The 19,621-nt window shown below is 68.3% G+C and carries 18 protein-coding genes; 12 read left to right on the top strand and 6 right to left on the bottom strand.

The annotated features are described in order from the left end of the window. From recA to VF106_RS02775, 5 genes are all read left to right on the top strand, one after another. On the top strand, positions 1 to 822 hold an 822-nt coding region (gene recA, locus VF106_RS02795; RefSeq protein ID WP_330837939.1), incomplete at its 5' end, for a recombinase RecA. Positions 823 to 1,912: 1,090 nt separating this feature from the next. Further along, positions 1,913 to 2,425 (top strand): regulatory protein RecX, encoded by a 513-nt coding sequence (locus tag VF106_RS02790; protein ID WP_330837938.1) that lies wholly within the window; start codon positions 1,913 to 1,915, stop codon positions 2,423 to 2,425. Positions 2,426 to 2,936: 511 nt separating this feature from the next. Beyond that, on the top strand, positions 2,937 to 3,737 hold the full coding sequence (gene sdhC / locus VF106_RS02785; protein WP_330837937.1) for a succinate dehydrogenase subunit SdhC: 801 nt from the start codon (positions 2,937 to 2,939) through the stop codon (positions 3,735 to 3,737). 17 nt (positions 3,738 to 3,754) lie between these two features. After that, on the top strand, positions 3,755 to 5,665 hold the full coding sequence (locus VF106_RS02780; protein ID WP_330837936.1) for a fumarate reductase/succinate dehydrogenase flavoprotein subunit: 1,911 nt from the start codon (positions 3,755 to 3,757) through the stop codon (positions 5,663 to 5,665). A 115-nt stretch (positions 5,666 to 5,780) separates the two neighbouring features. Continuing rightward, complete coding sequence (locus VF106_RS02775; protein ID WP_330837935.1) at positions 5,781 to 6,542, top strand: succinate dehydrogenase/fumarate reductase iron-sulfur subunit; 762 nt, start codon at positions 5,781 to 5,783, stop codon at positions 6,540 to 6,542. A gap of 88 nt (positions 6,543 to 6,630) precedes the next feature. Here VF106_RS02775 and VF106_RS02770 read toward each other — a convergent pair whose 3' ends face one another. From VF106_RS02770 to VF106_RS02750, 5 genes are all read right to left on the bottom strand, one after another. Continuing rightward, positions 6,631 to 7,155 (bottom strand): P-loop NTPase family protein, encoded by a 525-nt coding sequence (locus VF106_RS02770; RefSeq protein ID WP_330837934.1) that lies wholly within the window; start codon positions 7,153 to 7,155, stop codon positions 6,631 to 6,633. A gap of 75 nt (positions 7,156 to 7,230) precedes the next feature. Next, positions 7,231 to 8,121 carry an amino acid ABC transporter permease gene (locus VF106_RS02765; protein WP_330837933.1) on the bottom strand — a complete coding sequence of 297 codons (891 nt, stop codon included), beginning with the start codon at positions 8,119 to 8,121 and terminating at the stop codon, positions 7,231 to 7,233. Continuing rightward, positions 8,118 to 8,765 carry an amino acid ABC transporter permease gene (locus tag VF106_RS02760; RefSeq protein WP_330837932.1) on the bottom strand — a complete coding sequence of 216 codons (648 nt, stop codon included), beginning with the start codon at positions 8,763 to 8,765 and terminating at the stop codon, positions 8,118 to 8,120. The genes VF106_RS02765 and VF106_RS02760 overlap by 4 nt, the downstream gene beginning before the upstream one ends. Positions 8,766 to 8,836: 71 nt before the next feature. Further along, positions 8,837 to 9,739 carry a glutamate ABC transporter substrate-binding protein gene (locus VF106_RS02755; protein WP_330837931.1) on the bottom strand — a complete coding sequence of 301 codons (903 nt, stop codon included), beginning with the start codon at positions 9,737 to 9,739 and terminating at the stop codon, positions 8,837 to 8,839. A gap of 61 nt (positions 9,740 to 9,800) precedes the next feature. Continuing rightward, complete coding sequence (locus VF106_RS02750) at positions 9,801 to 10,529, bottom strand: amino acid ABC transporter ATP-binding protein (RefSeq protein ID WP_330837944.1); 729 nt, start codon at positions 10,527 to 10,529, stop codon at positions 9,801 to 9,803. Positions 10,530 to 10,707: 178 nt separating this feature from the next. On the opposite strand from VF106_RS02750, the gene miaB reads away from it, so the two are divergent. Together miaB and VF106_RS02740 are read left to right on the top strand one after the other, a co-directional pair. Beyond that, on the top strand, positions 10,708 to 12,180 hold the full coding sequence (gene miaB / locus VF106_RS02745) for a tRNA (N6-isopentenyl adenosine(37)-C2)-methylthiotransferase MiaB (RefSeq protein ID WP_330837930.1): 1,473 nt from the start codon (positions 10,708 to 10,710) through the stop codon (positions 12,178 to 12,180). A 227-nt stretch (positions 12,181 to 12,407) separates the two neighbouring features. Beyond that, on the top strand, positions 12,408 to 12,851 hold the full coding sequence (locus tag VF106_RS02740; RefSeq protein ID WP_414638836.1) for an Rv2732c family membrane protein: 444 nt from the start codon (positions 12,408 to 12,410) through the stop codon (positions 12,849 to 12,851). A 161-nt stretch (positions 12,852 to 13,012) separates the two neighbouring features. Here VF106_RS02740 and VF106_RS02735 read toward each other — a convergent pair whose 3' ends face one another. Continuing rightward, positions 13,013 to 14,326: a DUF349 domain-containing protein gene (locus tag VF106_RS02735; RefSeq protein WP_330837928.1), complete on the bottom strand. Its 1,314-nt coding sequence runs from the start codon at positions 14,324 to 14,326 to the stop codon at positions 13,013 to 13,015. Positions 14,327 to 14,545: 219 nt separating this feature from the next. Between VF106_RS02735 and VF106_RS02730 the strand changes: the two genes are divergently transcribed. From VF106_RS02730 to VF106_RS02710, 5 genes are all read left to right on the top strand, one after another. Further along, the gene (locus VF106_RS02730) at positions 14,546 to 15,247 is read left to right on the top strand and encodes a class III extradiol dioxygenase subunit B-like domain-containing protein (protein WP_330837927.1); all 702 of its coding nucleotides are present in this window, start codon (positions 14,546 to 14,548) and stop codon (positions 15,245 to 15,247) included. Continuing rightward, complete coding sequence (gene miaA / locus VF106_RS02725; protein WP_330837926.1) at positions 15,244 to 16,131, top strand: tRNA (adenosine(37)-N6)-dimethylallyltransferase MiaA; 888 nt, start codon at positions 15,244 to 15,246, stop codon at positions 16,129 to 16,131. Before VF106_RS02730 ends, miaA begins: the two co-directional genes overlap by 4 nt. A gap of 4 nt (positions 16,132 to 16,135) precedes the next feature. After that, positions 16,136 to 16,960, top strand: coding sequence for a diaminopimelate epimerase (dapF, locus tag VF106_RS02720; RefSeq protein ID WP_330837925.1), 825 nt, complete (start codon positions 16,136 to 16,138; stop codon positions 16,958 to 16,960). Positions 16,961 to 17,033: 73 nt separating this feature from the next. Beyond that, positions 17,034 to 18,485 (top strand): GTPase HflX, encoded by a 1,452-nt coding sequence (hflX, locus tag VF106_RS02715; RefSeq protein ID WP_330837924.1) that lies wholly within the window; start codon positions 17,034 to 17,036, stop codon positions 18,483 to 18,485. A 21-nt stretch (positions 18,486 to 18,506) separates the two neighbouring features. Next, positions 18,507 to 19,568: a hypothetical protein gene (locus VF106_RS02710; protein WP_414638834.1), complete on the top strand. Its 1,062-nt coding sequence runs from the start codon at positions 18,507 to 18,509 to the stop codon at positions 19,566 to 19,568. Positions 19,569 to 19,621: the final 53 nt, after the last annotated feature.

The raw sequence follows: 19,621 nt of genomic DNA, 5'->3' as shown, positions 1-19,621 counted from the left end.
CTCACCCTGCACGGCATCGCCGAGGCCCAGCGCAAGGGAGGGGTGGCGGCCTTCATCGACGCCGAGCACGCTCTCGACGTCGGGTACGCCCGCAAGCTGGGCGTCAAGGTCGACGAGCTGCTGGTGTCGCAGCCGGACAGTGGCGAGCAGGCCCTCGAGATCGCCGACATGCTGATCCGCTCCAACGCCATCGACATCATCGTCATCGACTCGGTGGCGGCCTTGGTGCCGCGCGCCGAGATCGACGGCGAGATGGGCGACAGTCACGTCGGCCTCCAGGCCCGGCTGATGAGCCAGGCACTGCGCAAGATGACCGGTGCGCTCAACAACTCCAACACGACGATGATCTTCATCAACCAGCTGCGCGAGAAGATCGGCGTGATGTTCGGCTCGCCGGAGACCACCACGGGTGGCAAGGCGCTGAAGTTCTACGCCTCGGTCCGGCTCGACGTCCGCCGCATCGAGACGCTGAAGGACGGCGGCGAGGCGGTCGGCAACCGGACACGCGTCAAGGTCGTCAAGAACAAGGTCGCGCCGCCGTTCAAGCAGGCCGAGTTCGACATCCTCTACGGCAAGGGCGTGTCGCGCGAGGGTTCGTTGATCGACATGGGCGTCGAGCAGGGCATCCTCCGCAAGTCCGGCGCCTGGTACACCTACGAGGGCGACCAGCTCGGCCAGGGCAAGGAGAACGCACGCAAGTTCCTGCGCGACAACCCGGACGTCGCCAACGAGATCGAGAAGCGGATCAAGGACAAGCTCGGTATCGGCGCCAAGCTGGACGCCGATGACACCGAGACCGCCCCTGCGCCGGTGGACTTCTAGGTTCTTTCACCTCGGGGTCCTGGTTCTGGGTCGGTTCGGTCGGGGCCGGGCGGGGCCGGCGGGGGCCGGGCGGGGCCGGGCGGGTGGGCCCCCGGGGGAGGGGGCGCGGCTGGGCTGGTGGCTGGGCTTGGGCGGGCGGATTGGCGCTTTCTTGGGTTGGATTGGGTTGGCCTGAGAGGGTGGCCGTGGCCGTGGCCGTGGCTGGGCTTGGTGGCTGGGTCTGGTTGGGCGGTTTGGGGCTTTCTTGGGCGGCTTTGGTTGGCTCGAGGAGGTGGAGGGCCGTGGCTGGGTCTGGGCGCGCGGTTTGGCGCTTTCTTGGGGTTGGTTTGGGTTGCCTGAGAGGGTGGAAGGCCGTCGCTGGGCTTGGTGGCTGGGGCTGGTCGCGCGGGTTTGGGGCTTCTTGGGTTGGCTTTGGTTGGCTCGAGGAGGTGAAGCACCGTGGCTGGGTCTGGTGGCTGGGCCTGGTCGGGCAGCTTGTCGCTTCCTTGGGTCGACCCGAGGAGGTGAAAGGCCGTCGCCGGGCTGGTGGCTGGGGCTGGTTGCGCGGTTTGGGGCTTCTTGGGTTGGCTTCGTTGGCCTGAGGAGGTGGTAGAGCCGTGGCTGGGCTGATGGCTGAGTGCCGCGTTGGGCGTTCGGCGGCCGATGTCGAATGGGTGCCCTTGGGGGCCTTGCACGTCCCCGAGGGGCACCTTCGCAGGCCAAGCCTGTTTCCCAGGTGTCCCGAAAGGCGCCCTCGGGACGCTCAACGGCCCCACGGGCACCCTCGAGACATCAACCATCAGCGGGCCTTGCGACACTCATCCACAACCGCTGATGATCTTGCTGTCCGCGTGGGTCGTGCGGGCAACGCGGGGCGGGCTTCGCCCGCCGGGCGCGCAGCGTCCGGCCCGGGAAGCCCAGCGCGCTGCGAACGGCGTGTCTGTGCCGCCGGCGATGTCTCGAAAGACGCTTTCAGGTCGTTGAACGTCATCAGCGCGTCTTTCGGGGCATCGGCGATGTCCCGAACGCGTCCTTCAGGACGCGCGCGGCTTCAAGGGCATCTTCGAGGCATCGTGCCGCCGCTGCTATCCAAGTGTTCGGAGGTTCTGACGTGACTCGTGAGGGTGGTTCGGGGCGTCCCGAGGACCCGGTTCAGCAGGCCAAGGACATCTGTCTGCGGCTGCTGACCGCTCGCCCCAGGACCCGGACCGAGCTGGCGCAGGCCCTCGCTCGTAAGGGTGTCGACAGTGACGTCGCCGACCAGGTTCTGGGGCGGCTCGACGAGGTGGGGCTCATCGACGACGCCGCCTTCGCGGAGGTGTGGGTTCGGTCCCGGCACAATTTTCAAGGGCTCAGTCGGCGGGCGCTCGCTGTGGAGTTGCGGCGTAAGGGGGTTGCCGACGAGTCCGCCGCCGAGGCGTTGGCGGCCGTGGACGGGGACGCCGAGGAGGAGCGGGCGCGTCAGCTCGTGCGCAAGCGGTTGCGTGTTCTGGGGGACGCCGACGAGGCTACGAAGATCCGCAGGTTGGTGGGAATGCTCGCGCGGAAGGGCTACTCGGAAGGCCTTGCCTATCGCGTGGTCAAGGACGAACTGCGGACCTCCCTACTGGACGAGACGTTCTGAAGCTCTCCTCTCCCGAGTTGTCGTTGCGCGGAAACGTTCACCCAATCGCAACTTCTCGAATCCGGATGTGTGAGCGCGACTACTTGATCGATTGCGTGATTTCCGCCATGTAGTCAAGCACCCGCCATCGGTCTTGTATTCTGTATACAACGCATGCTTGAGTTGCTTGATTTGGCTTCACTGAGGCTTTTTCTCCTCGTCACATCGGGGCCTGTGATCGGAAATGCCGAGGGTGTCCCGGGCCGTCCACACGTGCCCTGCGCCACCTTGTGAGCAGGCCGACGACCGGCGGTTTCCCACCGTGTGGTACTTCTCCTCTTGCCACCGACGGCACAGTTGGCGGCTCGGCGTCGCCTCATGTTGGCGAGGTGGCGGCGTAGGCGAGTGGACCGTAGGAACCCGCGGACGATGCCGACCCATCGTGTACCGGGTGTGACACGCGGAACGCCGCCACTGGCACAGATCGCGGTTAGTCTCTGACAATCAAAACGTCTGGAGTCGAGGACAAACAATGAAGGCTGGCGTCGGTGCCCCCGGCCGGGCGCAAATCCCCGAGCGCACCTATCGGACGGACCGTTGGTGGGCCTGGCCGCTGAGCATGGGTGGCGTGCTGGCGTTCTTCGTCGTGTACGCGACCGTCCGCATCTTCATGAACAAGTACTACTGGGCGCCCAACGAGCACTACCTCACGCCGGTGTACTCGCCGTGTCTGGTCGACTCCTGCGTGCCTGGCTCCAGCCACTTCGGCACGCCGATCCCCGAACTGCCGGCCTTCATCCCGATCGCGGTCGTCTCCTTCGTGATCCTCGCCGGGTTCCGGGCCACCTGCTACTACTACCGGAAGACCTACTACCGGTCCTTCTTCCTGTCGCCCAGCGCGTGCGCGGTGCCCGAGCCGAGGGACAAGTACAGCGGTGAGCGGCGCTTCCCGCTGATCCTGCTGAACTCGCACCGCTACTTCTTCTACGGCGCGCTGATCTTCGCCCTCATCAACATCTACGACGCGGTGCTCGCCTTCCACGGCAAGGACGGCGGCATCGGCATGGGGCTCGGCACGGTCATCATCCTGATCAACGTGGTGGCGCTGTCGCTGTACACGCTGTCCTGCCACGCGTGCCGGCACATCATCGGCGGCAAGCTGAAGAACTTCTCCAACCACCCGATCCGTTACCGCTACTGGCAGTTCGTGTCGAAGCTCAACCCCAAGCACGGCCAGTACGCCATGATCTCGCTGTTCACGGTCATCTTCACCGACGCGTACATCATGGCCGTGTCGGCCGGCTGGATCACCGATCTGCGCATCTTCAACTGAGACTTAGAGAAGGACTCATGGTTCAGGTTCAGGTCGAACGCTTCGACTACGACGTCGTCGTCATCGGCGCCGGCGGTGCCGGGCTCCGCGCGGCCATCGAGGCCCGGCAGCAGGGCAAGCGGACCGCGATCATCTCGAAGTCGCTGTTCGGCAAGGCCCACACGGTCATGGCCGAGGGCGGGTGCGCCGCCTCGATGGGCAACGTCAACGAGAAGGACAACTGGCAGGTCCACTTCCGCGACACCATGCGTGGCGGGAAGTTCCTCAACAACTGGCGGATGGCCGAGCTGCACGCCAAGGAGGCCCCCGAGCGGGTCTGGGAGCTGGAGACCTACGGCGCGCTGTTCGACCGCACCAAGGACGGCAAGATCAGCCAGCGGAACTTCGGTGGTCACACCTATCCCCGTCTCGCGCACGTCGGTGACCGCACCGGCCTCGAGATGATCCGCACCATGCAGCAGAAGATCGTCTCGCTGCAGCAGGAGGACTACGCCGAGTACGGCGACTACGACGCCAAGCTCAAGGTCTTCGCCGAGTGCACGATCACCGAGCTGATCAAGGACGGCGACCGCATCGCCGGCGCGTTCGGCTACTGGCGAGACTCCGGCAAGTTCGTGCTGTTCGAGGCGCCGGCCATCGTGCTGGCGACCGGCGGCATCGGCAAGTCCTTCAAGGTCACCTCGAACTCCTGGGAGTACACCGGCGACGGGCACGCGCTCGCCCTGCGCGCCGGCGCGACGCTCATCAACATGGAGTTCGTCCAGTTCCACCCGACCGGCATGGTCTGGCCGCCGTCCGTCAAGGGCATCCTCGTCACCGAAGGTGTGCGTGGCGACGGCGGCGTCCTGAAGAACTCCGACGGCAAGCGCTTCATGTTCGAGTACATCCCGGACGTGTTCAAGGGCCAGTACGCGGAGACCGAGCAGGAGGCCGATGGCTGGTACGCCGACCAGGACAACAACCGCCGCACGCCGGACCTGCTGCCCCGTGACGAGGTCGCCCGCGCGATCAACTCCGAGGTCAAGGCCGGACGTGGTTCACCGCACGGCGGTGTGTTCCTGGACATCGCGAGCCGCCTGTCCGCCGAGGAGATCCGCCGCCGGCTGCCGTCGATGTACCACCAGTTCAAGGAACTGGCCGATGTGGACATCACCGCGCAGCCCATGGAGGTCGGTCCGACATGCCACTACGTCATGGGTGGCGTCGAGGTCGACCCGGACACCGCCTCCTCGATCGTGCCGGGCCTTTTCGCGGCCGGTGAGGTCGCCGGCGGCATGCACGGCTCCAACCGGCTGGGCGGTAACTCGCTGTCCGACCTGATCGTGTTCGGCCGGCGTGCCGGGCTCGGTGCGGCCGAGTACGTCGACGCGCTCGACCAGCGCCCGAAGATCTCCGAGTCCGATGTGGACGGTGCGGCCGAGCGGGCGACGAGCCCCTTCGACTGGGCGGAGGTCTCGCAGGCGGAGAACCCGTACACCATCCACGCCGAACTGCAGCAGTCGATGAACGACCTGGTCGGCATCATCCGCAAGCAGGAGGAGATCCAGCAGGCGCTGGACAAGCTGGCGGAGCTGAAGGAGCGGGCGAAGGGCGTCGCCGTCGAGGGCGGCCGCGAGTTCAACCCGGGTTGGCACCTCGCGCTCGACCTGCGCAACATGCTGCTGGTCAGCGAGTGCGTCGCCAAGGCGGCCCTGCTGCGCACGGAGAGCCGGGGCGGACACACCCGCGACGACTTCCCGGGCCTGGATGCCAACTGGCGCAACAAGCTCCTGGTGTGCGAGGCCGCTCCGGACGGCGGCGCGACGGTCACGCCGAAGGACCAGGTGCCGATGCGTGAGGACCTGCTCGAACTGTTCGAGCTGTCCGAGCTGGAGAAGTACTACACCGACGACGAGTTGGCCGCCCACTCTCAGAGGAGCTCGACGTGAGCGGAGCTTGCGGAGCGAACCATCAACACCCAGGCCGGCTTCGAGCCCGCGGAGGGCGCCGGTGGAGCGGAGCTTGCGGAGCGTTCCGACGCACCGCAGCGGGCGAGGAGACGGCATGAGTTATAAGGCCAACTTCAAGGTTTGGCGCGGTGACGGGGACTCCGGGGGTCTCCAGGACTACACCGTCGAGGTCAACGAGGGTGAGGTCGTCCTTGACATCATCCACCGCCTGCAGGCGACGCAGGCGCCGGACCTCGCCGTCCGCTGGAACTGCAAGGCGGGCAAGTGCGGTTCGTGCTCCGCGGAGATCAACGGCATGCCGCGCTTGCTGTGCATGACGCGCATGTCGGTCTTCACCGAGACCGAGACGATCACCGTCACGCCGCTGCGCACGTTCCCGGTGATCCGGGACCTCGTCACCGACGTGTCGTACAACTACACGAAGGCCCGCGAGATCCCGTCGTTCTCACCGCCGAAGAACCTCGGCCTCGGCGAGTACCGGATGAAGCAGCAGGACGTCGAGCGCTCGCAGGAGTTCCGCAAGTGCATCGAGTGCTTCCTGTGCCAGAACACCTGCCACGTCATCCGTGACCACGAGGAGAACAAGGAGAACTTCGCCGGCCCGCGTTTCCTCATGCGCGTCGCGGAGCTCGACATGCACCCGCTCGACCAGGCCGACCGCGTGCGTGAGGCGCAGGAGGAGCACGGTCTCGGGTACTGCAACATCACCAAGTGCTGCACCGAGGTGTGCCCCGAGCACATCAAGATCACCGACAACGCGCTGATCCCGATGAAGGAGCGCGTCATCGACCGCAAGTACGACCCGGTGGTGTGGCTGGGCAACAAGCTGTTCCGTCGCAGCGGCAGCCGCCACTGAGCGGAGCGAGGCAATCCAATACTGAGCTGTCCACAGAGGAGCCGCGTCCGGACCCCGGGCGCGGCTCTTTTCGTTGGACCGCCCGAGCTCATGTGCTTGCCAGCCACCGGTCGGCGGCCGCGGCCGAGGTCAGACGCACCACCCGCACACCGGCCCGTTCGAGTTCGGCCAGCCTGCCGGGCAGCTCGGCGCGGTGACGTCGATGCGACCGCACCGCCCAGACCAGTAGCGAGTCGCGCCCGATGATCGCCGACCACTGTTCCCGGTTCCCGTGCCAGAGTTCGGTGCCGTTCCGGATGCGCCGAACCGTGCGCCGCACGATGCGCGGGAGGACGATCCACAGCGGTAGGTCGAGCCATACCACCGTGTCCGCCTGTGGCCACAGCGTGCCGCTCACACGGTCGACGTAGTTGCCGTCGACCACCCAGCTGGCTCGCGCGGCCACACTCGCCACGTCGGCGGCGAACGCCTCGGGCGAGCGGGGTGTCCAGTTCGGACCGTGGTTGAACGCGTCCAGCTCGACGTGCTCGGCGCCGATCAGCTCCGCGAGCCTGCCCGCGAAGGTGGACTTGCCGGCGCCTGTGGTGCCGAGCATGACGACCCGACGGGTCATTCCGGCTTTCGCGTCAGCGGGAACACGTTCGGCTCGCGGATCGTGCGGACCCGATCGGAGAACCCGCCCCGCGGGTCAGACACCGCCGCCGCCACCACCGGCGTCCGCGGTCAGCACGAGCTGCTGGGCCTTCGCGCCGCCGTTCTCCAGCTCGATGTGCTTCTTGCTCCGCCGCTCCCGCTTCTGCAGGTAGGTCGCGAGCCAGGTCAGCAGCAGGCAGAGTCCGATGTAGATCGCCGCGACGACGAGCGCGGTCGGCACGAACGGCCGGCTGAACTGCCCCTCCCCACCGATGCGCTGCGCGAACCGAAGCAGCTCCTCGTAGGTGATGAGGAAGCCGAGCGCGGTGTCCTTCAGCAGTACGACCAGTTGGCTGATGATGGTCGGCATCATCGAGCGCAGCGCCTGCGGTAGCAGGATCAGCACCATGACCTGTGTCTTGCGCATGCCCAGTGCGTAGGCGGCCTCGGACTGGCCACGGGGCAGCGCCAGGATGCCGGCGCGGAACACCTCCGCGAGCACGGAGCCGTTGTAGAGCATGAGCCCCAGCACCACGGCCATGTACGGCGACATCTTGAGGCCCAGCGTCGGCAGACCGTAGTAGAACAGGAAGATCAGGATAAGCAGCGGGACGGCGCGGAACAGCTCCACGACGAACCCGGACACCATCCGCAGGGGTTTGTGGTCGGACAGCCGGCCGGCGGCGAACACCGCGCCGAAGAGCAGCGCCAGCACGGCGCCCAGTGCGAACGCCTGCAGTGTCGCGACCACTGCGGCGATCAGGTCCTCCTGGATGACCTTGTACTGGATCCACTCCCACTTGCGGGCGGTGAACTGGCCGCTGTCGTAGAACCGCCAGCCGACGAAGGCCACGATCCCGGCGAGCACGAGACCGCCCAGGACGGCCAGCAAACGGTGCCGTACACGGGCACGAGGCCCCGGTGCGTCGAACAGGATATTACTCATCGGGCCACGCTCCACCGCTTCTCGAGGGTCCGCTGCACCAGCGTCAGGATCATCACGATGACGATGAAGCCCAGCGCCACCCACGCCAGCCCGACCAGCTGGTTCTCGCCGTCGTCGGACAGGACCGAGCGGATCCGGCCGGCCTCGGAGACCGAGAACCCGGCGGCGATCGTCGTGTTCTTCAGCAACGCGATCAGCGTGCTCACCAGCGGTGGCACCACCGACCGCATCGCCTGCGGGAGGATGATCTGGGACAGTGACTGGCCGAACGTCAGGCCGAGCGCGCGAGCGGCCTCCGCCTGGCCGAGCGGCACCGTGTTGATGCCGGACCGGACGACCTCGCAGATGAACGCCGAGGTGTACACCGTCAGCGCGACGACCGCGGCGGTGAAGAAGGAGAGCTCGAGGATCTCCAGGTACGGGTACGCGAAGACGAAGAACAGGAACACGAGCGTCAGCGGGGTGTTCCGCACGACGGTCACGTAGAGGGTGCCGGTCGCTCTGAAGACCGGCACGGGGCTGACCCGCAGCATCGCCAGGATCACGCCGAACACGAGCGACGCGACGCCAGCGAGCAGGAACAACTCGATCGTGGTGAGGAAGCCGTCTCGGAACAACGGCCAGTAGTCGATCAGTATGTCCATCCGGGCCTTCCCGCGGGTAACGAATGGTGGGTGGTCACCACTTCGGGCGACCACCCACCATTTAGGTCAACTCAGTAGCGATCGACGTCCGGTGCCTCGGACTTCGAGCCGGACTTGCCGAGCGTGCTGTCGTACAGGTCCTGCCAGGTGCCGTCGTCCTTGGCCTTCTCCAGGATGTCGTTGATCGCATCCCGCAGCGCCTTGTCGTCGTGCGCCAGGCCGACGCCGTACGGCTCCTCGGAGAACGGCTTGCCGATGACCTTCAGTGCGTCCGGGTCCTGCGCCGCGTAGCCCTTGAGGATCGCGTCGTCGGTGGTGACCGCGTCGACCTCCTTGGTCAGCAGCTTGTCGACGCACTGCGAGTAGCCCTGGAACTCGACGATGTTCTCCGGCTCGGTCAGCGCCTCGTCGCGCACCTTCTGGATCGGCGTGGAGCCGGTCACCGAGCAGACCTTCTTGCCCTTCAGGGTGTCCTTGCCGGTGATCGAGGTGTCGTCCTTGCGCACCAGCAGGTCCTGGCCGGCGACGAAGTACGGGCCGGCGAAGGAGATCTGCGCCTTGCGCTTGTCGTTGATCGTGTAGGTGCCGACGTAGTAGTCGACGTCGCCGTTGGTGATGGCGGCCTCACGACCAGCGGACTGGACGGTCTTGAACTCGATCTTGCTTTCCTCGAAGCCGAGCTTCGCGGCGATCAGCTTCGCGATCTCGATGTCGAAGCCGGAGTACTCGCCGGTGGTCGGGTCCTTGTAGCCGAGACCGGGCTGGTCCTCCTTGACACCGATGACGACCTTGTCGTTCTGGGTCATCCGGTCGAACGTCGGTGAGCCCTCGATCTTGACGTCCGTGGCCACCTCCGCGGTGGTGGAAGGACCTTCGCCGACGCCGCTGTCGCCGGCCGGAGTGCCTTCCTTGCCGCATGCGGTCAGGGCGAGGCCGCCGACCAGCAGCCCGATCGCCAGGGAACGAACCCTCATTGCTCCTTCTCTCCTGCTCTGTGGTCAGGCGGCGCGGGCGAGCACGCCGCGACATCGGTCCTCAGTGAGTGAGGATCTTTCCAAGGAAGTCCTTCGCCCGGTTGGACTTCGGCGCGGAGAAGAACTCTTTCGGGATGGCGTCCTCGACGATCTCGCCGTCGGCCATGAACACCACCCGGTGCGCCGCGTTGCGCGCGAAACCCATCTCGTGGGTGACGACCAGCATCGTCATGCCCTCTTTGGCGAGGGTGGTCATGACGTCCAGCACCTCGTTGATCATCTCGGGGTCCAGCGCCGAGGTGGGCTCGTCGAAGAGCATGACCTTCGGCCTCATTGCCAGCGCCCGTGCGATCGCGGCGCGCTGCTGCTGGCCGCCGGAGAGCTGAGCAGGGTACTTCTGTGCCTGGTTGGCGATACCGACCCGCTCGAGCAACTCCATCGCGGTCCGCTTCGCCTCGGGCGGCGCGACCTTGCGCACCTTGAGCGGCGCGAGCATCACGTTGTCGAGGATCGTCTTGTGCGCGAAGAGGTTGAACGACTGGAACACCATCCCGACGTCGGCCCGCAGCGTCGCGAGCTCCTTGCCCTCGGCCGGGAGTGGTTTGCCGTCGATCTCGATCTTGCCCGAGTTGATCGGCTCGAGGCGGTTGATCGCGCGGCACAGCGTCGACTTGCCGGACCCGGACGGCCCGAGCACGACGACCACCTGGCCTTGCGGCACCTCGATGTTGATGTTCTTGAGCACGTGGAGCTGCCCGAAGTACTTGTCGACCTCGACCATCCTGATCATGGGGGTGGTGGATGTCGCTTCGGTCATCAATCCTCCAACGTGCGCATGTTCACACCGGGCGTGCCAGAGAGTAGCGGCCCGGTAATGGCGGAAACCTACCCCCACATCGCGCGAAGTTCATGCCGCTTTGACCACTCCTAAGGTCTCAATGCGGTCACGCGTACCCTCGATCACTGAGATGAGCACTCGCACCTACCAGGTACGCACGTTCGGGTGTCAGATGAACGTGCACGACTCCGAGCGGCTGGCCGGCCTGCTCGAGGATGCTGGTTACGCGCCGGCCGAGGACGGCGGCGTGCCGGACGTCGTCGTGCTGAACACGTGCGCTGTTCGGGAGAACGCGGACAACAAGTTGTACGGCAACCTTGGCCACTTGCGGCCAACGAAGGTCGCGAACCCGGACATGCAGATCGCCGTCGGCGGCTGCCTCGCGCAGAAGGACCGGGGCGAGATCGTCAAGAAGGCGCCGTGGGTCGACGTTGTGTTCGGCACCCACAACATCGGCGCGTTGCCGGTGCTGCTGGAGCGCGCGCGGCACAACGCCGAGGCCCAGGTGGAGATCCTGGAATCGCTCGAGACGTTCCCGTCGACGCTGCCAGCGCGCCGGGACTCGGCGTACTCGGGCTGGGTGTCGGTTTCGGTGGGCTGCAACAACACGTGCACGTTCTGCATCGTCCCGTCGCTGCGGGGCAAGGAGAAGGATCGCCGACCGGGTGACGTGCTGGCCGAGGTGTCGACGCTCGTCGCGGAGGGTGTCCTCGAGGTCACTCTGTTGGGGCAGAACGTGAACTCCTACGGTGTCGAGTTCGGCGACCGCTACGCGTTCGGCAAGTTGCTGCGTGCGTGCGGCGACATCGAGGGCCTGGAGCGGGTCCGGTTCACCTCGCCGCATCCGAAGGACTTCACCTCCGATGTCATCGCCGCGATGGCCGATACACCGAACGTGTGCCACCAGCTGCACATGCCGCTGCAGTCCGGTTCGGACCGTGTGCTGAAGGCCATGCGCCGCTCCTACCGGCAGCAGCGCTATCTGTCGATCATCGACGAGGTCCGCGCCGCGATGCCGGACGCCGCGATCACGACGGACATCATCGTGGGCTTCCCCGGCGAGACCGACGCCGACTTCGAGGAGACCCTCGACGTCGTGCGCGCCGCCAGGTTCTCGTCGGCGTTCACGTTCCAGTACTCGAAGCGCCCCGGCACGCCGGCCGCGTCACTGCCCGACCAGCTGCCGAAGGAGGTCGTCCAGGAGCGCTTCGACCGGCTGATCGCCGTGCAGGAGGAGGTCTCCTGGACGGCCAACAAGGCGCTGGTCGGCACTCAGGTCGAGCTGCTCGTCTCGGCGGGCGAGGGCCGCAAGGACGCGGACACGCGCCGCATGTCCGGCCGCGCCCGTGACGGCCGCCTCGTGCACTTCACCCCGGGCGACGCCGCGGTGCGCCCTGGTGACGTGGTCGAGACCGTGATCACCTACGGCGCCCCGCACCACCTCGTCGCCGACAGCCCACTCGTGACCCACCGGCGGACCAGGGCGGGCGACAACTACGAGGAGGGCATCCGCCCCCGCACGTCCGGTGTCGGACTCGGCCTGCCGTCGTTCGGCCGGCCGGCCCCCACGAACGAACCGGTGGGCGGATGCACGGTCCGATGACCAACTCGGAACACCCCAGCGCGGACGCCGAGGAAGCCCACCGCGACCCCGAGGCCGGCGACCGGCCCGCCGAAGCCCGCCGCCCTGACATCGACGCCACCTCCGCCGAACCACGCGCGACGGACCAACCCCGCGGGAACGCGGAGGATCAACCTCGTGGGGAGGGCGTCGACCAGCTCCGCGGGGAGAGCGAGGTGGACGCGGCGGACCAGTTCGACGAGGACGACGTGGAGGAGCAGTTCCGCGAGGAGATCGACGAGGTTGGCCGGAGGGCCGCGAGGTCCGTCGAGCTGGGCAGCCGGGCGTTGGTGATCGCCATCGCCGTGTTCGTGCTGCTCGTGGGCCTGGTCCTGCCGTGGATGAACGGCTCGTCGGGCCTGGAGGTGCTGATCGGCGCGGAGGCCGGCAAGGCGTCGATGGTCCCACGCCTGTTCGCGGCGACCTCGGTGCTGTTCGGCGTGGTGGCCTCGGCCCTGACCCTGACCACCCGCCTCTGGGTGTTCGCCTGGGTCGGCGCGGCCGGCGGCTGGTTCGCCAGCGTCGACGGCCTACTGGCCATCTGGTCCCGCCAGTCCTCCGACACCGCCCCGGGCATCGGCATGGTCATCGCGGTGGTGGCGATGGTGGTCATCGCAACCCTGTGGTTCCGCACGGCAGCCTCCCGCAACTAACCCGGCTGGTGACCTCGCGAGTCCAACGCACGAGACCCGCGAGTCCAACCGTCTGGACCCGCGAGTTCAACAAACGGGGCTAACGACGTTAGCCCCGTTTGTTGAACTCGGCGGTCTGGAGTGTTGGACACGCGGGTCGTGGGGGTTGGACACGCGGTGGGTTAGCGGCTGGCTACCGCGTTTTCCGCTGCTGCCAGCCACTCGCGCCACTGGGCGGCCTGGGCCTCGGCCTGTTCGGCGCGGCGCTTGTCGCCAGCAGCGCGGGCCTTCGCCGCCTGCGCCTCGAACTGCTCCACCCGCTCGCGGAACTGGGCGGCGCGGGCCTCGGCCTCCGGGTCGGTGCGGCGCCACTGGGCGTCCGCGGCGTGGCGGACCTTCTCCTCGATCGACCGCAGCCGGCCTTCCAGCTCGCGGATCCGCTCGCGGGGCACCTTGCCGATCTCGTCCCACTTCTCCTGGATGCGGTGCAGCTGCGCACGAGCCGCCTCCAGGTCGGCGCCGGGGTTGATCTTCTCCGCCTCGGCCAGCAGCGCCTCCTTGCGCTTGCCGTTCTCGATCAGCTCGGCGTCGCGCTCGTCGAACACGGCCGACCGGCGGCTGAAGAACTTGTCCTGCGCGGCCCGGAACTGCTGCCACAGCGCGTCGTCGGCCTCCTTGGGCGCGCGGCCCGCGGCCTTCCACTCCGTCATCAGCTCGCGGTAGGCCGCGGCCGTCCCGCCCCAGTCGTCCGACTCGGACAGCTCCTCGGCCTGGCGCACCAGCTCCTGCTTGCGTTCCTTGGCCGTGGCGCGCTGCCGGTCGAGGTCGGCGAAGTGCGAGCCGCGTCGCCGGTTGAACGTGTCACGGGCCTTCGAGAACCGCTTCCACAGCGCGTCGTCGGCCTTGCGGTCGACGCCTTTGATCGTCTTCCACTCGTCGAGGATCGCACGCAGCCGGTCACCGGCCGCCTTCCACTGGGTGGAGGACTCCGCGATCTTCTCGACCTCTTCGACCAACGCCTGCTTGCGTGCGGTGGCCGCCTGTCGGGCCTCGTCCCGCGCGTGCTTCGCCGACTCGACGGCGTGCTGGGCCTGCGCCAGCACGTGGTCGATCCGTGCCTGCAACGCGGCGAGGTCACCCACCAGCGCGGCGTCTGTCAGGCTCTCCTTGACGTGCTTGGCGCTGGTGAGGCTGTGCTTGGGGTCGCCGGAGCCGGCCTTCAACCTGGTCTCCAGCAGCTCGACCTCGGTGCGCACGTCGTCGAAGCGGCGTGCGTAGTGGGCGAGTCCCTCAGCCGGCTCACCCGCCTGCCACGACCCGATCGCCCGTTCCCCGTCCGGCGTCTTCACGTACACGGTGCCGTCCGCGTCGACCCGGCCCCACCGCTCCGGGCTTGCCGACGCGGTCGGAACCGGTGGCGCCGCGGGAGTCGGTGCTGAGGGCAACGGCGCAGGGGCGGCCGATTCGTCAGTGGTGATGTTTTCCTTGTCCGGCATGGCCCGTTCCTCCCGCTGGCATGCCCGCATCGACGCGGGCGCCCCGCTGTCGCGGGGCCTGGCACTCATCCCGCCGCGGACGTGAATGCGCGCGACGTACGCGCGCATTCAAACAGGTCACGCCGCGCCTCGGTACTCCAGCATTGACACTGGCAGCGCAGGGTGACGTGATGAGCCCGGAGAGTTCACGTTCCCGGGTGAATAGGTAGCCTCGCGGCCGTGATCGTCCGTGCCGCCGTCGTCCCGCACCCACCGCTCCTGGTGCCGGCGCTCGTCGCCGGTCCCGACGACGACGTGACCGCCGTCCGCGCGGCCTGTCTCGCCGTCGTGACCAGGCTGACCAGCGCGGCATCGCGGTGGGTCGCGGTCGGGGCCGGCCCGCCGGGGGTGCTGGGTCCTACCGCCGTCGGCACGTTCGCAGGCTTCGGTGTGGACGTCACCGTCCGCATGAGCGATGCCTCGACCGGCCCACCCGATCGGGCGATGCCGCTGCCGGGCCTCATCACGGCCTGGTTGCGTGAGCAGGCCGGCGCGCGAGAGGTCACCATGCATCTCGTGCCTCCCGACCTGTCACCCGACGACTGTTTCGCGCTCGGCGAACGCCTTGCCGAGGATCCGGCGCCCGTCGGCCTCCTCATCGCCGGCGACGGCTCCCACCGTCACGGTGACCAGGCCCCGGGCCGCCCCGACGACCGCGCCGGCCCGTTCGACGACGCCGTTCACACGGCACTCGCGACAGCCGACGCGAAGGCACTCCAGGCCCTCGACCCGCACCTGGCCGACGAGTTGGGCGCGGTCGGCAGGGCACCATGGCAGGTGCTCGCCGGGGCGCTGGGCCAGGGCCGGTGGACGGCCGACGCCCAGCTGTTCGTCCCGTTCGGCGTGGCCTACCACCTGGCCGTATTGGATCCCATGTCATGAGGCCGATGGCTATCGTGGGACCCACCGCTACCGGCAAGTCGGCGTTGGCCATTTCGCTCGCCGAGGAGCTGGGTGGCGAGGTCATCAACGCCGACGCGATGCAGCTGTACCGCGGCATGGACATCGGGACCGCCAAGGTCACGGCCGAGGAGCGCAGGGGCGTGCCGCACCACCTGCTGGACGTCCTCGACGTCACCGAGACCGCGTCCGTCGCCGCCTACCAGCGTGCGGCCCGCGCGACCGTCGAGCGGCTCATGGCCGCCGAGCGGGTCCCGATCCTGGTCGGCGGCTCCGGCCTGTACGTGCGTGCGGTCCTCGACGAGCTGGACTTCCCCGGCACCGACCCGGCCATTCGCGCCAGCCTCGAGGGGGAGCTGGCCGAGCACGGCCCGCAGGAGCTGCACAAACGTCTCACGAAGCTCGACCCGACCGCCGCGGCCGCGATCCTGCCGAGCAACGGCCGGCGTGTGGTCCGCGCGCTCGAGGTCATCGAGCTGACCGGCCGCCCGTTCTCCGCGACCATGCCCCGCCCAGGCCCGGCCCGTTACGACACGGTCCAGATCGGCCTCGACCTGGACACCGAGGAGCTGGACCGACGCGTCGACCTGCGGGTCACCCGCATGTTCGAGCAGGGTCTGGTCGACGAGGTGAAGACGCTGGAGGAACAGGGCCTGCGGATCGGGCGCACGGCGTCCAGGGCACTGGGCTACCAGCAGGTGCTCGACGAGATCGACGCCGACCACGACATGGCGGCGGCCGCCGCGGCGACCGCTCAGGCCACGCGCCGTTTCGTCCGCCGCCAGCGGTCCTGGTTCCGCCGCGACCGCCGTATCCGCTGGCTGGACGCCTCCCGCACGGATCTGATGGCGGCGGCGTTAGCCTGAAGCAGTGGGCATTCCGTTCCTGAAGGGCCACGGCACGGAGAACGACTTCGTGCTGCTGCCCGACCTCGACGCCACCCTTGACCTGACCGAGGCGCGGGTCCGCACGCTGTGCGACCGGCGTGCCGGGCTCGGCGCGGACGGCGTGCTCCGGGTCGTGCCGGCCAAGGCTATAGACGACTCGGCCGGCGACCTGTGGTTCATGGACTACCGCAACGCCGACGGCTCGATCGCCGAGATGTGCGGCAACGGCACCCGGCTCTTCGCCCGCTACCTGGTCGACACCGGCCTGGTCGCCGAGCCAGAGTTCACCATCGGCACCCGCGCCGGCACCCGCGCGATCACCGTGGCCGACGACGTCACGGTCGAGATGGGCCGCGCCAGGGTCACGGGCACGTCGCTGGCCACGGTCGGCGGCGCGTCGGTCGCCGGGGTCGCCGTGAACGTCGGCAACCCACACCTGGTGTGCGTGCTGGAGGACCCCGACAAGCTCGCGTCCCTCGATCTGTCCGTCCAGCCGGTGTTCGACCCCGAGGTCTTCCCGAACGGCGTGAACATCGAGTTCGTCGTGATCGAGGCTCCGGACCGGCTGCGCATGCGGGTACACGAACGGGGTGTCGGCGAGACCAGGTCATGTGGCACCGGCACGGTCGCCGCGGTCACCGGCGTGCTGTTCACGCGGGGTGAGCACCGCGGTGCGGCCACCGTCGACGTGCCAGGCGGCCGCGTGCGCGTCACGGTCGACCCGGAGGGTTCGACACTCGCCGGCCCCGCCGTGTTCACCGCTCGCGGCGAGCTTGACCAGGCCTGGTGGGACGGTCTGGCGGAATAACTCGCTCGATCCGGTCGCTGAACCGTGGGAGTATTGACCCCGAGCAAAAGCGACAAACAGGAGGCACCAACACGTGACAGAGAATCTCAATCATCAGCAAGCCGATGACGGGTTGACTGACCTGGCTGAGCTCTCTGTCGGTGAACTGGAGCTCTCCGATCGCGCCGCGTTGCGCCGTGTCGCGGGGTTGTCGACCGAACTGTCGGACATCACCGAGGTCGAGTACCGGCAGCTGCGGCTCGAGAAGGTCATCCTGGTCGGCGTCTGGACCGAGGGCAGCGCCGCGCAGTCCGAGGCGTCGCTCGCGGAGCTCGCCAGGCTCGCGGAGACTGCGGGCTCCGAGGTCCTCGAGGGTCTCGTGCAGCGGCGTGACCGGCCGGACCCGTCCACCTACATCGGCTCCGGCAAGGTGCTGGAACTGTCCGGCGTGGTTTCCGCGACCGGCGCGGACACGGTCATCTGCGACGGTGAGCTGTCACCGTCCCAGCTGCGTCAGCTGGAGGCGAAGCTCAAGGTCAAGGTCATCGACCGGACCGCGCTGATCCTGGACATCTTCGCGCAGCACGCGCGGTCACGAGAGGGCAAGGCCCAGGTCGAGCTGGCCCAGCTGCAGTACTTCCTGCCACGCCTGCGTGGTTGGGGTGACACGCTGTCCCGGCAGGCCGGTGGTCGTGCCGGCGGCGGCAACGGTGGTGTGGGTCTGCGTGGTCCCGGTGAGACGAAGCTGGAGACCGACCGGCGGCGCATCCGGCACAAGATCTCCAAGCTGCGCAAGGAGATCAACGCGATGGGCACCGTGCGGGACACCATGCGGAGCCAGCGCAGGGCCAACCTGGTGCCGAGCGTCGCGATCGCCGGTTACACCAACGCCGGCAAGTCGAGCCTGCTCAACGCGCTGACCGGCGCGGGTGTGCTGGTGGAGGACGCGCTGTTCGCCACCCTCGACGCCACCACGCGCCGGACAACCACGCCGAACGGGCACGTCTACACGCTGACCGACACGGTCGGGTTCGTGCGGCACCTGCCGCACCAGCTGGTCGAGGCGTTCCGGTCCACGCTGGACGAGGTCGCCGACTCGGACCTCATCCTGCACGTGGTCGACGGCTCGGACCCGAACCCGGAGTGGCAGGTCGAGGCCGTGCGCGAGGTACTTGGCGAGATCGCGGACCGGCGCGACGAGGCACTGCCGACCGAGCTGGTCGTGGTCAACAAGACCGACGCCGTTGACCAGCTGGCACTCGTCCGGCTCCGGCACCTGTTGCCGGGCGCGGTGTTCGTGTCCGCGCATTCCGGTGCGGGGATCGAGGAGCTTCGGGAGCGGATCGCCGAGCTGGTCCCGCACCCGGAGGTCGAGATCGACGTGCTCGTGCCGTACGCGCGGGGCGAGCTCGTGGCCCGTGTGCACCGGGAGGGCGAGGTCCTCACCGAACGGCACACCGAGCACGGCACCGAGCTGTCCGCCAAGGTCAAGCCCGACCTGGCGGGGGTCCTCGAGAGCTACATCGTCAACGGCACGTCCGCCTAACGACCTCCGCGCTACCGTGGAATGTCCACGGGGGCTTCATGGAGGTGTCGTTTGCGGTCGGTGACGCTTGCCGTTCTGCTGGGGCTGCCACTCGCGGCCCCAGCAGCGGCCGATCCGGTGCCCGCGCCGGTTCCGGCCTGCACCATCACCGACGAACGGCTGACCGAGCTGTCCGGCCTCGTCGCCGATGGCGAGCACTGGTACGCCGCGAACGACGGCGGCACCGCGGCCACCGTGTACGTCCTGGGCAAGGACTGCCAGGTCCAGGACGTCATCACGGCCTCGACCGACCCGTACGACGTGGAGGACCTCGCACGTGCCGCGGACGGCACGTTCTGGCTGTCCGACACGGGCGACAACGACAGCGACCGGGAGACGGTCGCGTTGGTCACGTTGACGCCGAACGGCGAGTCGACGTTCTTCCGCCTCACCTATCCCGACCGCAAGCACGACGCCGAGGCGCTCGTGCTGGACGGCGCCGGCGTGCCCTACATCATCACGAAGAGCCCGCTCGGCACCGCCGACGTGTTCCGGCCCGCCGGGCCGCTGGCCTCGCCGGGCCCGACCCCGCTCGAACAGGTCGCGACCGTACGGCTGAACAGCACGGACACGCCAGGGGGCCCGCTGCCCGGGCTGGTCGGTTCGGTGACGGTCACCGGCGCGGCGACGAGCGCGGACGGCACGGCGATCGCGTTGCGTACCTACACGGACGCCTACCTGTTCCCGGTGAAGAACGGCGACGTCGTGGCAGCGCTCGCGGAAGAACCGGTGCGCGTGCCGCTGCCCAACGAGGCACAGGGCGAGGCCATCGCGTTCCAGCCGGACGGGTCACTGGTGACCGGGTCGGAAGCGGGCACGGACGGCGCGGGGCAGCCGGTCAACGTGGTGGCGGGCGCGGCGCGGCTCGTGGCGCCGGAACCGCCTGCCGAGGAGGAGAAACCGCGGTCGGGGTCCACTGTGTCCAGCGCATCGGAGGCGGCGGACGATGGCCTGCCGGCCGCACCTGCCGCTGCCGTGACGATTGCCGCCGTCGGAGTGGTGTATTTGCTGTTCCGCTTGCTACGGCGGCGTAGATCGAATTGACGAAAACCCTGCGGCGACCGTGGGGGAGGCCACCTTCTGCCACGGCCGCCGCG

The sequence above is a fragment of the Actinophytocola sp. genome (genome assembly GCF_036378875.1).
Lineage (GTDB): Bacteria > Actinomycetota > Actinomycetes > Mycobacteriales > Pseudonocardiaceae > Actinophytocola.
Note: the sequence above shows the minus strand (reverse complement) of the source record. Positions and strands in the feature narration are given on the sequence as shown.